This is a genomic window from Rhizobium rhododendri (genome assembly GCF_007000325.2).
Lineage (GTDB): Bacteria > Pseudomonadota > Alphaproteobacteria > Rhizobiales > Rhizobiaceae > Rhizobium > Rhizobium rhododendri.
Genome location: NZ_CP117267.1, coordinates 308442 through 323873, shown reverse-complemented (window position 1 = coordinate 323873; position 15432 = coordinate 308442). Strand labels below are relative to the sequence as shown.

The following is a 15432-nucleotide window of genomic DNA, read 5'->3' as shown; positions in this document are numbered from 1 at the left end:
TGGGAGATCTGCATGCCATCGAACAGCAAACCTATCGTCGCGATCGCAGGAAGTCTGAGCAAACAGGGCCGTAGCGTGGCCCACTCGCTGCTAAAAAACGGGCGCTATCATGTGCGCGCCCTCACCGGCAACGTCGGTTCTCCCGAGGCGCTCGCCTTGGCGGCACAAGGGGCCGAGCTTTTCGCGGTCCCACTCGCGCAAGGCCGCAAAATGGATTTCGCCGAAGCATTCAGGGGTGCTCATGGGGCATTCCTCATGACCCCCGGCGTTGCACCGCCAGCAACATACGAGTTCGACATCGGCAAGGATCTGGCGGATGCCGCCGTCGAGGCCGGCGTCCAGCACGTGGTCTTCAGCACTCTGGAGAATGTCGACCAAATCACGGGCGGCACCAAGTTTGCGCCGCACTTCACCGACAAAAGCAGGGTCGAAGCCTATATCCGTGGGTTGCCGATCCTGAGTTCGTTTATCGAGCTTGCGTTCTTTTACACAAATCTCCTCGAATATTACGCGCCCCGCATGGATGGCGACACGCTGGTATTTCCCATCTATTTGCCCGAGCACTTCAAGGCACCTTTTGTCGACCCGTTGACTGCGACGGGACCGGCAGTCCTTGAAATCTTCGATCATCCCGGCACCTATTCCGGCCAGACGCTGCCGGTGATTGGCGACGTCATCTCGCCGGCAGAGATGATCGAGGCTTTTACCCGTGTCACCGGTCAAAAGGCGGTTTACGCCTCGGCTTACAGAACCGAGGAATTGCTTCGGCACTTCCCGCATTTTGCAGAGAGCCCGGACCTTGTGCGCGAGATCATCGGCATGGCCGAATTTGCGGTGGAGTACGGCTACTTCCGAGGCGATCGCGACCTTGAATGGAGCCGGCGGATCAATTCGGACTGCCTTGGCTGGGAGCAGTTCGTCAGGACCACGGGCTGGGACGGTCCCAAAAAGACCTTCGGTTTGGAGCCTCCGACGAACGGTGGCGGCGAGTAACGTCGCAAACTCTCGCAATCCGAACCTGCGCTTTGCGACCGAATTCTCCGTCGCAAAACCAGCAGTCTTGGCGAACGAGGTCAGCAAATGGCCACTCTACCGCCTGTTGTAATAGCCATGTCATGAAATCCCGACATCAATGGGTGACTGAATCATCCGGGGGTTCTTCATGCGCCGTGCCAATCGACTTCGCCAGTCGGCCTTTGCTGCCGTGGCGTTCTTTACGGTTCTTACCGTTGCCGACCACGCTTTTGCCGACATGATGTTTTCGGCCTATGGCGGGGTGCAGGGAGCGACCGGCAGCAATGTCACGACGTCAGACGGCGCGGATTTCGATCCGAACTGGTCCGGCAAATCCTTCAGCAACCCGCCCTATTACGGCGTTCGCGGAACATGGTGGCTGGACGAGCTCAACCAGCCGGACTGGGGCGTGTCGCTCGACTACACCCACGCCAAGGTCTATGGCGACCTCGGCAACACACCGGGCTGGTCGCACTTCGAGTTCACGGACGGGCTCAATCTGCTGACGGCCAACGCGCTCTATCGTTTTCAGGACCCTTCCCGCAAATGGACGCCCTATGTGGGTGCCGGCGCGGGCATCAACGTACCGCACGTGGAAGTCACGCGTTCGTCCGGTCGCACCTTCGACTATCAGTTCGGCGGGCTTGCCCTACAGGCACAGGCAGGCGTGAGCTACGATATCAGCAAGCACTGGGCGACGTTCGTCGAATACAAAGGCAATTACTCCTTTGTCGATAACGTTTCCATCGACAGTGGCGACACGTTGAAGACGCGCGTCTTCACCAATGCCATCAACTTCGGCGTTTCGTTCAAGTTCTAGAGCGGCGGGTTTGGCGGCCCGTCACTTTGCGTTGCAGGTGAGCCTGCCGGTCAGCTTGACCGGCTTGGCACCGTCCGGCGTGGAGATTGTCAGGACATAGCTGCCCGGCATCGGGGTTCCATCTTCCTTGCCTGATGCGACGATGACAAGCTCGGCACTGGCCGCGTTGTCGCCATTGCCGTTAAAGGCTGCGACAGCAAGCCGCACTTCGCCGGCATAGGCCCAATACTGCGTCAACTGGCTGGATTCCAGCGGCAGTTTGCGGAAGTCTTCCGGGATGAGGGCGGACTTGCCGATCATAAGGCCACGGAAATGATTGAGCTTGTGGCCCGGACCGACTGAAAAGCCGCTGTCTATGCTGAACTTGATGGAGGTGTCGTCGGCTGCACAGTAGAAGCGGTCGGCGGCCAAAGCAGGCACCGCAACCGCGCAGATGCCGATAGAAAGCAGTAGTCGACGCCACATGTCGGCAATCCCCGTTGCACTGAAATACGCTCCGCATTCCACTTCCGGAGCAGACACATTAAGACACTAAGGGAAACTCTTTAATTTTTGCAATATCGTAAAAGTGAAGCTATAGAGGCCATCGGACGATTGAAAGTTAGCGCGTCCGTCTTACGTCTGGTGTCACCGACCCTCCTCCCTCGGCTATCTCGCGTCTCGTCGTCACAGAGACGAACGGCGACGCATTCTGACGATGGAGACGCGGATTTGCTGATAATCAACCTTGGAAGCCGGGCCTAAACCGCTTTTTCATAGGTTCTAGCCCAGGTTGATGTAGAATAAACTTGTTTAATGATTCCTCGCGAAAATTACAAAGGTGACCCGCCCGTTGACTCTCCTAGCCCGACTCGCCACCGATATGCATCTGATGTTGCGTCGCCCGCCGCGGCAGCAGTACGCAGCCCTGTGCTATCGCTTTAAAAAGAAGACAGGCGAGTTGGAAATGTTGCTGATGACCAGCCGCGATACCGGTCGCTGGGTCATTCCCAAGGGCTGGCCGATGTCAGGCAAGCTGTCGCATGAAGTGGCCGCCCGCGAGGCTTACGAGGAGGCCGGCGTGCGCGGAAAAGTGGAAGCCACATCTCTCGGCTTCTTCACCTACCCCAAGGTCATGAAGGACGGCCTGACCGTGCCGTGCAAGGTGCAGGTCTACGCCCTTGCCGTCACCGAACTTGCCAAGAATTTCAAGGAAAAGGGCGAACGCACGCTCGAATGGGTTTCCTGCAACGAAGCCGTCAGGCGCGTCCGTGAACCGGAACTGCGCGATCTCATCCTCGCCTTCCAGCAGCGGATGGGACTTACCGGCCAGGCCGAAGACACCGACCGCAGTTCCACGTCGTGACCTCACAGCATTGCGCCTCAACGTCGAGGAAAAAGCATGTCTGAGCGGCCGGCCGGATTGATAAAGCCAACTCTCGACAAGGATCTCGACAAGCTCACCTATGTCGAGGACGCCGCCGATCACGTGGTAAAGCCGCTGATCGCGCCCGGCTATGCGCTGATATTCCTCGGCGTTGCCATGCTGTTTGCCGGCATCTACGTGTTCGACAGACCCGGCGCGACGCTGGTCATTGCCGGCGTAGCGCTGGCTGGATATATGGCGCTCAACATCGGCGCGAAGGATGTGGCCAATACCGTAGGCGCTGCCGTCGGTGCGCGCGCCATCGGCATGCGGCAGGCGCTGGTAATGGCGGCGGTCGTCGAGGTGCTGGGCGCCACCATCGCCGGCGGTCCCGTGGTGCGGACCATATCCTCGGAGATCATCGATACGTCGCGGATCGCCCAGAGCGGCCTGCTCGCCTGGGTGATGATCTCGGCGCTGACTGCCGCCGCCGTCTGGATCAATCTTGCGACCTGGCTGAAGGCGCCGGTCTCGACCACGCATGCCATCGTTGGCGCCGTCATCGGCGCGGGGATTGCCGGCGTCGGTGTCGATACCATCCATTGGCGCACTGTCATCGCGATCTCGGTCACCTGGATGTTGACGCCGATGATCGCCGGGGCGATTGCCGCAGGCTTTTTGTACCTGATCAAGACCTTCATCATCTACCGCGACGACAAGATCCTTGCTGCCCGCTACTGGATCCCGATCCTGACGGGGACGATGGCAGGCACCTTTGCATCCTACCTCGTGATGGTGCTGACGCGCGCCGCGCCCTATTCCCCGGCAACGGTTCTGACGATCGGCATCACCGTCGGCCTGCTGGTGTGGCTGATGGCGCGGCCTCTGGTGGCGCGCCAGTCGGTCGGCCTCGAGAACAAGAACAGCGCCTTGCGCGGCCTGTTTCGCCTGCCGTTGATTTGCTCGGCGGCGCTGCTGTCCTTTGCCCATGGCGCCAACGATATCGCCAACACAGTCGGCCCACTGAGCGCGATCGTGCGCTCTGCAGGGACCTTACCCGCCGGTCCAGCGCCGTTCTGGGTCGTCCTGATCGGCGGCTGCGGAATTGCCGTCGGCATCCTGCTGTTCGGGCCCCGGTTGATCCGGCTTGTCGGCGAGCAGATCACCAAGCTCAACCCGATGCGCGGCTACTGCGTCGCTCTTTCGGCGGCGCTGACCGTTATCGTCACTTCCTGGTTCGGAATGCCGGTCAGCTCGACCCATGTCGCAATCGGCGCGGTCTTCGGCGTCGGGTTCTTCCGTGAATGGTATACCCGCAACTCGAAACGGCGGATGGCCTATATGCGGATGAAGGCGGAGCATTGGGATATCGAGGAACAGGAAGTCTACAATCCGGACGAGATCAGCCGCCGACGCCTGGTACGCCGGTCGCATTTCCTGACGATCATCGGCGCCTGGATCGTGACGGTGCCTGCGGCGGCCCTGCTTGCGGCCGGGGTTTATTCGGTTATGTTCGCGCTCTTCGTCTAACAGCCAGGGTTTTCATGCGCGCCAATTTTCGTATGCAGCGACTGTTCGTCGCCGCCGATATCTCAGAGGGCCAGCCCCTCGAGGTCGGCGCAGAACAATTCAACTATCTGGCCAACGTGCTGCGGCTCGAAGCCGATGCGGAGATCTTGATCTTCAACGGCCGCGACGGGGAATGGCAGGCCAAGCTCGCCTTTCCGACCCGCAAGCGCCTGCTGCTGATCCCCCATTTGCAGACACGCCCGCAGCCCGCACCTTCGGATCTGCACTATCTCTTCGCGCCGCTGAAAGTCGGCCGTCTCGACTATCTGGTCCAGAAGGCCGTGGAAATGGGCGCAGGCATTCTGCAACCGGTGATGACACAGCATGTGCAGGGCAAGATCGGCAGCATCGACCGGCTGCGCGCCAACGCGGTCGAGGCAGCCGAGCAATGCGGCATCCTCGCCATTCCCGAGGTGGCCGAGCCCGTGAAGCTCAATGACCTGCTCGATCGCTGGCCGAGCGAGCGCCGTATCATCTATTGTGACGAGGGCGATGCAGCGCAGAACCCGCTTCCGCTGCTGCGGTCCATACAGGAGACGCGGCTGGCACTTCTTGTCGGGCCGGAGGGCGGGTTTTCGGAGGACGAGCGCGCCCGGTTGCGATCCCTGGATTTCGTGACCGCCATTCCGCTCGGGCCCCGTATCCTCAGAGCCGACACAGCAGCGGTCGCTGCGATGGCGGTGATCCAAGCGGCGATCGGCGATTGGCAATAATTACTCAAGGCACTGTACAAATTTGGGCGAGATCGTATTTTTCTGAACAAGCCTTGAAACAAATTCACTTGCACCGTAACTGAGTCCAGCCCTATCAGCCATTCTTTCTGTCTGTCTTCCGCACAGGCACCCTTCCGAGATCAAGGTAGCTTCATGGCCCGCGACACGACCGACCAGACCCCGATCGAATCGGTGTCGGAACTGACCGAATATCTCGACGCCGGCAGCAAGCCGAAGGACAGCTTTCGCATCGGCACCGAGCACGAGAAGTTCGCCTTTTTCCGCGCCGACAACAGCCCGGTTCCCTATTTCGGCGATGCCAGCATCTCGGCCCTGCTGAAGGGCATGCGCGAAAAGCTCGGTTGGGACGAGATCATCGATGCCGGCCATGTCATCGGGCTGGCCGAACCATCGGGCATGGGTGCGATATCGATTGAACCCGGTGGCCAGTTCGAGCTGTCCGGGGCGCCGGTCGAGACTATTCACCAGACCTGCAAGGAATCCAACCAGCACCTCGCAACCGTGCGCGAAGTTGCCGAGCCGATGGGTATCCGCTTTCTCGGCGTCGGTGGCAGCCCTAAATGGACGCTGGCCGAAACGCCGCGCATGCCGAAATCGCGCTATGACATCATGACCCGCTACATGCCGAAAGTCGGCAGCAAGGGGCTGGACATGATGTATCGCACCTGCACCATCCAGGTGAACCTCGACTTCTCCTCCGAAGCAGACATGCGCCAGAAGATGCGCGTATCGATGAAGCTGCAGTCGCTGGCAACAGCGCTGTTTGCCGCATCTCCGTTTACCGAAGGCAAGCCGAACGGCCTGTCTTCCTGGCGAGGCGATATCTGGCGCGACACGGACAACAACCGTTCCGGCTTGCTGCCATTCACCTTCGGCGACGATTTCCGCTTCGAGCATTATGTCGAATGGGCGCTCGACGTGCCGATGTACTTCATCGTTCGTGACGGCAGCTACCACGACTGTACCCACGTTACATTCCGCCAGTTCATGAACGGCGCGCTGAAGGGTGAGGTTGCATCGTGGGAGCCGACCATGGGCGACTGGACCAACCACCTGTCCACCTTGTTTCCCGATGTGCGGCTGAAGCGATTCCTGGAAATGCGCGGTGCCGATGGCGGTCCCTGGCGCCGGATCTGCGCCCTGCCGGCATTCTGGGTCGGGTTGCTCTATGACGACGCTGCCCTGTCGGCGGCTGACGAGATGACCAAGGGCTGGGGCTTCGACGAGGTCGAGACGCTGCGCAACGCGGTGCCTGTGCAGGGCCTGACTGCAAGCTTTGGCGGTCGCTCGCTGCTCGACATCGCCCGTGACGTGGTTTCGATCTCGCGCGCCGGCCTCAAATCTCGTGCCCGTCTCAACAGCGAAGGCCAGGACGAAAGCCTGTTCCTCGCGCCTCTCGAAGAAGTTCTGGCCAATAAGGCGACCCTCTCCGACGACATGCTGACGCGCTATAACGGTCGCTGGAATCAGTCCGTCGAGCCGGTTTTCGACGAATACCAATATTAGAGTATTCGGCACGCGCGGGGCCGGCACAAAAAAACCCGGTGTCGGCTAGGCCGGACACCGGGCAAGAGGCAGGGCAATTGGCTATCACCCTGCGGGGAAACTTGAATTCTCAGCCGCGAAAATCATCGCTGCCGAAGCTACGCGCACGGCGCCGGGCGGACTGCGTCAGGTGCAACGACGGGTCTTCGAAGAACGAGGAACCCATGAGGGCCCTGTTCAGCTCGCCCCTGGTCAATCCGATGTCACGCAGCTGGTTGTCGTCGAGATCCTGCAGCCGATTGATTTCGGTGCGATGGCGGAACACGCGGCCTGCAGAGATCAGCATGGCAAAGACATAGGTCACGCGGGCTGCAAGGGGCAGGGTGCGTGTGGCGGTCTTCATTGGCAGTCTCAGTTCCGTCGTGCTCATTTGACTATCCTTCCCAAGGCACGCAAAAACCACCCTCCTCATGGGGGGATCCGGGAGATCAGGTGGTGTTGATCGGGCGCGAACGACGACGCTGCCGTTCGATTGCGATGCAATTTGCAGTTGGAAGATGCCAAATGGCTATTGATCAGTCCAACGAATGTTTCTAATGCTTGTCATCAACTCTTTTCATAGGTGAGACAATGGCAGCGCCGCTCGATATCGACCAGTTGCAGACCTTCATTGCTATTGTCGACACCGGCAGCTTCACCAAGGCGGCCGACCGTATCTTCAAGACCCAGTCTGCAGTCTCCATGCAGATGCGCCGGCTCGAGGAGCGGGTTGGCAAGCAGCTGTTCATCAAGGACGGTCGCGGCAACCGGCTGACGGCCGAGGGCGAAAAGCTGCTCGACTATGCGCGGCGCATCATCCGCCTCAACAACGAGGCGATTGCGGCCTTCGACGATAACCGGCTGGAAGGCACGCTGCGCATCGGCACGCCCGACGATTACGCCGACCGCTATATGCCGGAGATCATCGGCCGCTTTGCCAAGACCCATCCGAATGTCGAGCTTTACATCGTCTGCGAGCCGTCGGTCGACCTCGCCGAGAAGATGGCGCGCGGCGAACTCGACATCGCGCTCGTCACCCACAATCCGCGCGAACGTGTGTCCGACGTGGTCAGGACCGAGCCGCTCTGCTGGGTGAGTTCGGCCAACCATCCGCTGCGTGACGACGCACCGGTGCCGCTGGCGCTGGGCAGGCGGGATTGCCCGTGGCGGCAGGTCAGCTGTTCGTCGCTCGATGCTGTCGGCCGCGAATATCAGGTGCTGTTCACGAGCTGGTCGTGCACCGTCATTGCATCTGCAGTGCTGGCGGGCCTTGCGGTGTCGGTGATGCCGGAATCGGCGCTGCGCAACGGCATGAAGGTTCTCAGCCACGCAGATGGCTTTCCAGCACTGCCGCCGGTGCAGATCGGCATCATGAAGCGGCCGGGTGTCTCCGCATCGCTGATGAACGCCATCACCGCGCATATCTCGGCCTGCCTGGATAACATCACGCCGGCCGCCACGGGCGAAGAGAGTGAAGCCGACAGCAAGGGCCTCAACCGCTACCTGCCGCGCTCCAAGGCCGCCCTGGTGCTTCCGAGCTGGTAATCGCCCATCTGGCAGGGTCCGCCTGAAACAGAAATCGGGGCAAAAGCCCCGATTTCCAAACTCTGTTTTCGCAGCAAAAAGCCCTACTCTGCGGCGGCGCTGATCGTATCGGCTTCGTAGCCGTGCGCGTTCTTGAGCGCGATACGGACACCGGCCTCGTATTCCGGATGCACCAGCTTGAAATGGGCCAGCTGACGCTCGACGATCTCGCCCATGGCAGCGGCGATGTTCGACGGCGAGAACGCGGCGTCTCGATCTCGGCGAAGTAGTTTTCCGGATTGCGGTTCAGTTCGATCACGCCGATTTCGATCGGCGGATACTCCGGGTGCGGCCAGACTTTCGTCAGGTCGAACGGATTGTAGGATGTCTTTTGTGCATCCATTTCCGGCATGGCTCAGATGCGTGTTGAACCCTCCTGCACGTTCGGTCGCACCTTGTCCCATTGACTTTCGATAATTTCCAATCGTATTAGATGTCATTTTTGATCAGGAAATCCTATCATGCTGACGTTGCGCCAGATGCGCTATTTCGAAGCCCTTGCCACTACCCGACATTTCGGCCGGGCCGCCGATCTCGTCCACATCAGCCAGCCGGCACTTTCCGCGCAGATCATGGAGATGGAGAATTATCTCGGCGCCAAGCTGGTGGAGCGCACGCGCGGCAGCACGATCCTGACGCGCAAGGGCGAGGAGGTGCTGACCCATGTCCACACCATATTGCATGAGGTCGATCGGCTCGAGCGGTCGGTCCGGCGAGAGGGCGGCGTGCTCGACGGGCTGATCCGCATCGGCATCATCCCGACCGTCGCACCTTACCTGGTGCCGCAGTTCGTGCCCTACCTGCGCCGCGCTTATCCTAACGTCGAGATCGAACTGAAGGAGGCGGTGACCAGCCGGCTGCTGGCGGATCTCGCCGAAGGAAGGCTGGATGCCGTCATTGCGGCGCTGCCGCTCGAGGGCGAAGGCATTCGCACCCGATCGCTTTTCACCGACCGGTTCTTCATGGCGATGGCCGAGAACGGCGATGATGTGCTAATGTCGCCGCTCACCGAAAACGAAGTGGATGTCGACCGCCTGCTGCTGCTGGAAGAAGGCCACTGCCTGCGCGAACAGGCGCTTTCCGTCTGCGGCGCCGGCAAGCGCAGCCTTGTCAATTTCGGGGCGACGTCGATGACGACGCTGCTGCAGATGGTGTCGCACGACATGGGAATGACGCTGATCCCCGAAATGGCCGTCGCCACCGAGACCGGCCGTACCAGCATCCGCATCGTCCCCTTCGCGGAGCCTCAGCCGTCACGCGAGATCGGGCTGGCGTGGCGGCGCAATAACCAGAGCGACATCGACATGCAGGCGCTGGCAGACGCCGTCATTGCGGCAAGCCCGGCACCGGTAGCAGGCTGATTAGGAAAAGGCGAGCCATACCGCCAGCCATACCCAGAGGCCGACGAGCGCCAGAAAGCTCAAGGCAAACAGGGGGCTGCGGTAGCGCAGGTTGTTGCTCGTGACATGCACATAGGCGTGGCCATAGCGCATCGCCACGAAGAACCAGGCAAGCGCGACCGCCGGAAGGTTGTCGGCCTGAGTCATGAACAGGACGATGGAGACGACGTAGAACAGCACCGGCAATTCGAACTGGTTGGCGATGGCATTGCGCACCACCAGGCTCTCGGCCGGCTCGTCGCGATTTTCTCGGAATTGCTCCATCTTAGCCCTGCCGCTCTTCATGGCAGCAGAGCGGCGCAGGCTGAGCAGGCCGTAGAGGATAAGCACCAGAACGGTCTGCGCCACCAAGGGCCAAAACATTTCATAGCCGGTCATGCAGCGACTCCAAGAACTGCGGGAACATGACGCTGCTCTAGTCGAAAAAACACGCGCCTGCCAGCGCCTGCAACGGGTATCCGCCGATCACTTTGCGACAGCTTCCGGATTGCCCACGAGCCCAGCAACTGGCCTATCAATCCGGTTCGGGCTGGCGGCTGAGGACGGCGAAGCGGATGAGCAGTATGACGGCCACAACCAGCGTCAGGAACTTCAGTCGCCCGAGCACGGGCATGACAGCGGAGGCAAATGCAAGCGTTTGCTCTGACGCTACGGCCGGCGGGAAGACCAACATTGCGAGGATCGTCTCACCGCAGCCGACCAGTCCGTAGAGAATAGGCAGACAGAACAGCAGGAAGACGCCGGCCGGAGGAATCGGCCTGCCGAAAAAGATGCCGCCGGGTTTGACGCGCTTCAGGAGCAGGAAAAGCAGGGCTGCGGACGCCACCGCGAAGACCAGCGCCGGCCCGGTATCCAGTCCATGCTGGATTACCGCCGCATCGGGGTGGGTGCGCAGAAATTCCGCCATGTCGCGGACGTCGGCGGCCTCGTAGCCCGCTATGCGGATCGCGAGGACATCACGACCCGCAGCGGCAGCCCGGAATGGCAGCACGAAACCCATATAGATCCAGGCTGCCAGCGCTATGCAAAGCGCCGCCAGGCCCGAGATCCACCGTTTCAGAGGCCCGCCGTCCGGCTGCATCAATCAGAGACCGCCGCCAGGATAGTTCGGGCTTTCGCGGGTGATCGTCACGTCGTGGGTGTGGCTTTCGCGGAGGCCAGCGCCGGAGATGCGCACGAAGGTCGCCTTCTGCTGGAAATCGGCGATGTCCTTGCCGCCGACATAGCCCATGGCCGCCTTCAGGCCGCCGCCGAGCTGGTGAAGGACGCCCGAGACCGGGCCCTTGTAGGGCACCTGGCCCTCGATGCCCTCGGGCACCAGCTTCAGGGTGTCGCGAACCTCCGCCTGGAAGTAGCGGTCTGCCGAGCCACGCGCCATGGCGCCGACGGAGCCCATGCCGCGATAGGCCTTGAAGGAGCGACCCTGGTAGAGATAGACCTCGCCGGGGCTTTCGTCCGTGCCGGCCAGCAGCGAGCCGATCATCACGGCTGACGCACCGGAGGCGATGGCCTTGGCCAGATCGCCCGAAAACTTGATGCCGCCGTCGGCGATGATCGGGATGTTCTGTGCCTGTGCTGCCTCGACGGCCGACATGATGGCGGCCAGCTGCGGCACGCCGACGCCGGCAACGATGCGGGTGGTGCAGATCGAGCCCGGGCCGATCCCGACCTTGACGGCATCAGCGCCGGCATCGATCAGGGCGCGGGTGCCGTCATAGGTGGCGACATTGCCGGCCATGACGCGAACGGAATTCGACAGGCGCTTGACGCGGGTCACGGCATCGAGGACGCGCTGCGAATGGCCATGGGCGGTATCGACGACCAGCAGGTCGACACCGGCCTCGATCAGGCGTTCGGCACGCTCGAAACCGTCGTCGCCGACGTTGATGGCAGCGGCGGCGCGCAGGCGGCCCTGGCTGTCCTTGGAGGCATTCGGGTTGAGCTGGGACTTCTCGATGTCCTTGACGGTGATCAGGCCGACGCAGCGGCCTTCGGCATCCACGACCAGCAGCTTTTCAATGCGGTGCGAGTGGAGAAGACGCTTGGCTTCCTGCTGATCGACATTTTCTTTCACCGTGATGAGGTTCTCACGGGTCATCAACTCGTAGATTTTCTGGTTTGGATCGGAGGCGAAGCGGACGTCGCGGTTGGTAAGGATGCCGACCAGGCGACCGGGCTTCTCGGTGTCGCTGCCTGGGCTCTCGACGACAGGGATGCCGGAAATGTGGTAGTGCTTCATCAGTCCGAGCGCATCGGCGAGCGTGGCGTCGGGGCCGATGGTGACCGGGTTGACGACCATGCCGCTTTCGAACTTCTTCACCTGGCGGACCTGCTCGGCCTGGGCGACGGGGGTCAGGTTGCGGTGGATGACGCCGATGCCACCGGCCTGAGCCATGGCGATGGCGAGGCGACCCTCTGTGACGGTGTCCATCGCCGCCGAGATGATCGGCAGGTTCAGTTCGATATCCTGGGCGATGCGGGTCGAGACATTGGTCTGGCCGGGCATCACTTCGGAATGTCCGGGCTGCAGAAGCACGTCGTCAAAGGTCAGGGCTTCGAGCCCAGTTGCTGTTTCAATGATGCGGGCCATGCCAATTCCTCGTCTTTAAGAAAATGCGGAGCACCCCCGGAATGATTATCCGCCCCGGCGGTGATGCAAGAATTGATTAAGAGTTGGCGAGGGCTGGTACCACGTCCGCGGACCGATGGAAATAGCAAAACGCAGTCGCGCGGTTGCAACGCAGCTATGCATGAGGCGGCGAGAGGCCACGACGACCGGAGCCGATGGCACCGGTCGTAGTTTCATGGATGACGTATACGTGGGCATTTGGGCTCTGCCCTGTCGGCTGCCGTCAGAAGTCGAATTGATAGCTTTTCGGCACGAAGCGGAAGCCGGTGTCGATTTTCTCGACGAAACCGACCGCCGGGAACGGCATGTGGTAGCCAAGGAACGGGATGCGGTCCTTCGCGATCAGGTCGAAGATACGCCGGCGTGTCTGGGCGGCCTGCACCTTGTCCAGATCGAAACGGACCTCCCAGTCCGGCTGCTGCAGCGACAGGACATAGTGGTTGGCGGTATCCGCAGTCAGCACGATCTGCTCGCCCTCGGACTCCACGTGGAAGACCATGTGGCCGGGCGTATGGCCGGGCGCCAGCATGGCTGTCATGCCGGGCACCACCGTATCGCCGTCGTTGACGAAGGTGATCTTCTCCGCCAGCGGCACGACGTTGGCGAGCACGCTTTTCTGGTTGCCTTCAGCGGGAGTTCCCTGCCGGGCCTCATCGGTCCAGAAATCATATTCGATGCGACCGGCTGTGTAGCTGGCATTCGCGAAGGCCGGCTTTCCGTCTTCCATCAAGCCTGCGATGTGGTCACCGTGCAGGTGGGTGAGCAGGACGCGGGTGATGCTCTCCGGTTCGTAGCCGGCCGTCTTCATGCCGGCCGCCAGGCGACCGCCGCCCTTTTCGCGCATCGCCGCGCCAAAGCCGGTATCGACGAGGATCACGTCCTTGCCGTTGTCGATGATGACCGGCGAATAGCTGTTGACGAAGCGGTCGGTCGGCAGAAAGTTGTCTGCCAGCAGTGCCTGCACCGTCTCGGGCCTCTGATTGACGCCGAAGGTTTCCCAGGGTCTATCCAGAATGCTGACGCCGTCCTTGATGACCGTGAATTTCAGCGCACCCAGTTTGAACTGGTTGATTTCCGGCAGCGGTAAAACAGTCATACAGTCTTGCTCCTACAGTGCGGCAATGCCGCCAAATATGCGCGCGAAATTTCCGGCCAAAGGTCAAATGCATACTCGCGCGGCTCGGTGCGATTAGCATTTTCATGCTGATGGCACATGTCAAAACTAGACAGGCAGCGAGGTTGGCAAGCGATTTCACGAAGACGTGATCCCGATAGCGACAGCAGGCTTATTAGGGGATTGGCAGAGCAAGTCCCGAGGAATAGAGAGCGGCTACCGCCCAGGCGGCATCTCCACGACGGCATCCCATGCAAGGCACCAGCCTATGAATCGCATCGTCCCGCTCATCCTCGCTATCGCACTCTTCATGGAACAGATGGACTCGACGGTGATCGCCACGGCGCTGCCGGCGATTGCGGCGGATCTGCATGTCGGGCCGATCACGCTGAAGCTTGCGCTGACCTCCTACATGGTGGCGCTCGCGGTGTTCATCCCGATCAGCGGCTGGATGGCGGATCGTTTCGGCGCCAAGCGGATTTTCCGCATTGCTATCTGCGTCTTCGTCGTCGGATCGATCTTCTGCGCCGCATCGGGCAGCCTGCTGGAGTTCGTCGGCTCGCGCTTCCTGCAGGGCGTCGGTGGCTCGATGATGACGCCGATCGGACGACTGGTTCTGGTGCGCACCACCAAGCGCAGCGATCTGGTGTCAGCGATGGCGCTGCTCAGCATACCGGCGCTTGTGGGACCGCTGGCCGGGCCGCCGCTCGGTGGCTTCATCACCACCTACTTCTCCTGGCATTGGATCTTCCTGATCAATGTGCCGGTCGGCATCGTCGGCGTTATCCTCGCGACCATATTCCTGCCGGAAGTCGAGGCCATGGCGCCGCCGAAGCTGGATATCATCGGCTTCCTGCTGACCTCGTTTGCTGCTGCCGGCATCGTTTTCGGCATGTCCGTCATCAGCCTGCCGGCCCTGCCCTCCTATATCGGCATCTCGGCAGTGGTCATCGGCTTTGTCTGCGGCCTTCTCTATGTCGGCCACGCCCGCAATCATCCGTCGCCGATCCTCAATCTGAAACTGTTGCGGAAGCCGACGTTCCGCGCATCGGTGACCGGCGGCATCCTGTTCCGCATCTGCATAGGCGCCATGCCGTTCCTATTGCCGTTGATGCTGCAGCTGGGTTTCGGCCTGAACCCATTCCAGTCGGGGCTGATCACCTTTGCCGGCGCCATCGGGGCGATCAGCACCAAGTTCATCGCCAAGCGCGTCTTTGCCGCCTTCGGCTTCCGGACCGCACTGCTGACGGCCGCCGGCGTCACGACCATGACCACGGTTGCCATCGGCTTCTTCGAGCCAACGACGTCTCACCTCGTGATCATCGGCGTGCTGCTTCTCGGAGGCTTCTCGCGGTCGTTCTTCTTTACGGGGATCAATGCGCTGGCCTTTGCCGATGTCGATGACCGGGAGGCAAGCCAGGCGACGTCGATGAGCTCGGTGATGCAGCAGGTCAGCCTCGCGCTCGGCGTTGCCGTGGCCGCCGCGATCCTGGAGACGACGACCTTCTTCAGCGGCACCAGCCTGCAGGTCGCCGATTTCCACATCGCCTTCTTCACGCTCTCGGTGCTGACCGTCATCGCGACGCTGCCGTTCCTGCGCCTCGACCGCAACGCCGGTGCACTGCTCTCTGGCCATGGGGCAGGACCCAGCAAGGCAGAGGTTCTGGCTGTGCCGCAGACGCCCGCCGCAGAGTAACGC

15 protein-coding genes and 1 pseudogene are annotated in these 15432 nt (G+C 61.3%); 9 read left to right on the top strand and 7 right to left on the bottom strand.

The features are described 5' to 3' along the window. The first annotated feature begins 12 nt into the window (after positions 1–12). On the top strand, positions 13–993 hold the full coding sequence (locus PR018_RS01585) for an NmrA/HSCARG family protein (RefSeq protein WP_142824088.1): 981 nt from the start codon (positions 13–15) through the stop codon (positions 991–993). A 169-nt stretch (positions 994–1162) separates the two neighbouring features. Then, entirely contained in the window at positions 1163–1834 is a 672-nt protein-coding gene (locus PR018_RS01580; RefSeq protein ID WP_142824087.1) for an outer membrane protein, read from the top strand. A gap of 21 nt (positions 1835–1855) precedes the next feature. On the opposite strand, the gene PR018_RS01575 is transcribed toward PR018_RS01580, so the two are convergent. Then, on the bottom strand, positions 1856–2299 hold the full coding sequence (locus tag PR018_RS01575) for a hypothetical protein (protein ID WP_142824086.1): 444 nt from the start codon (positions 2297–2299) through the stop codon (positions 1856–1858). A gap of 367 nt (positions 2300–2666) precedes the next feature. On the opposite strand from PR018_RS01575, the gene PR018_RS01570 reads away from it, so the two are divergent. From PR018_RS01570 to PR018_RS01555, 4 genes are all read left to right on the top strand, one after another. Next, positions 2667–3179, top strand: a complete 513-nt coding sequence (locus tag PR018_RS01570) for an NUDIX hydrolase (RefSeq protein WP_202617129.1) — start codon at positions 2667–2669, stop codon at positions 3177–3179. A 36-nt stretch (positions 3180–3215) separates the two neighbouring features. After that, the gene (locus PR018_RS01565) at positions 3216–4709 is read left to right on the top strand and encodes an inorganic phosphate transporter (protein WP_142824085.1); all 1494 of its coding nucleotides are present in this window, start codon (positions 3216–3218) and stop codon (positions 4707–4709) included. A gap of 14 nt (positions 4710–4723) precedes the next feature. After that, complete coding sequence (locus PR018_RS01560; protein WP_142824084.1) at positions 4724–5461, top strand: 16S rRNA (uracil(1498)-N(3))-methyltransferase; 738 nt, start codon at positions 4724–4726, stop codon at positions 5459–5461. A 153-nt stretch (positions 5462–5614) separates the two neighbouring features. Then, positions 5615–6988: a glutamate--cysteine ligase gene (locus PR018_RS01555; RefSeq protein ID WP_142824083.1), complete on the top strand. Its 1374-nt coding sequence runs from the start codon at positions 5615–5617 to the stop codon at positions 6986–6988. Between the two features lie 109 nt (positions 6989–7097). Here the strand turns inward: PR018_RS01555 and PR018_RS01550 are convergent, their stop codons facing one another. Then, a complete protein-coding gene (locus tag PR018_RS01550) occupies positions 7098–7397 on the bottom strand; it encodes a DUF1127 domain-containing protein (protein ID WP_142824082.1) in 300 nt (99 codons plus the stop codon). A 200-nt stretch (positions 7398–7597) separates the two neighbouring features. Here PR018_RS01550 and PR018_RS01545 point away from each other — a divergent pair, with 200 nt between their 5' ends. Next, positions 7598–8551, top strand: a complete 954-nt coding sequence (locus PR018_RS01545; RefSeq protein WP_111217523.1) for a LysR substrate-binding domain-containing protein — start codon at positions 7598–7600, stop codon at positions 8549–8551. A gap of 83 nt (positions 8552–8634) precedes the next feature. Here the strand turns inward: PR018_RS01545 and PR018_RS01540 are convergent. Next, positions 8635–8942 (bottom strand): annotated as a pseudogene (locus tag PR018_RS01540) (catalase); the annotation flags it as partial. A 109-nt stretch (positions 8943–9051) separates the two neighbouring features. On the opposite strand from PR018_RS01540, the gene PR018_RS01535 reads away from it, so the two are divergent. Further along, entirely contained in the window at positions 9052–9951 is a 900-nt protein-coding gene (locus PR018_RS01535; protein WP_142824081.1) for a hydrogen peroxide-inducible genes activator, read from the top strand. Here PR018_RS01535 and PR018_RS01530 read toward each other — a convergent pair whose 3' ends face one another. The 4 genes from PR018_RS01530 to PR018_RS01515 form a co-directional block, all read right to left on the bottom strand. Next, positions 9952–10368, bottom strand: a complete 417-nt coding sequence (locus tag PR018_RS01530) for an MAPEG family protein (protein ID WP_142824080.1) — start codon at positions 10366–10368, stop codon at positions 9952–9954. 136 nt (positions 10369–10504) lie between these two features. Beyond that, a complete protein-coding gene (locus PR018_RS01525; RefSeq protein WP_142824457.1) occupies positions 10505–11071 on the bottom strand; it encodes a hypothetical protein in 567 nt (188 codons plus the stop codon). 3 nt (positions 11072–11074) lie between these two features. Further along, complete coding sequence (gene guaB / locus PR018_RS01520) at positions 11075–12580, bottom strand: IMP dehydrogenase (RefSeq protein WP_142824079.1); 1506 nt, start codon at positions 12578–12580, stop codon at positions 11075–11077. Positions 12581–12842: 262 nt separating this feature from the next. Then, entirely contained in the window at positions 12843–13715 is an 873-nt protein-coding gene (locus PR018_RS01515; RefSeq protein ID WP_142824078.1) for an MBL fold metallo-hydrolase, read from the bottom strand. A gap of 286 nt (positions 13716–14001) precedes the next feature. Between PR018_RS01515 and PR018_RS01510 the strand changes: the two genes are divergently transcribed. Next, the gene (locus PR018_RS01510) at positions 14002–15429 is read left to right on the top strand and encodes a DHA2 family efflux MFS transporter permease subunit (protein ID WP_142824077.1); all 1428 of its coding nucleotides are present in this window, start codon (positions 14002–14004) and stop codon (positions 15427–15429) included. Positions 15430–15432 lie beyond the last annotated feature (3 nt).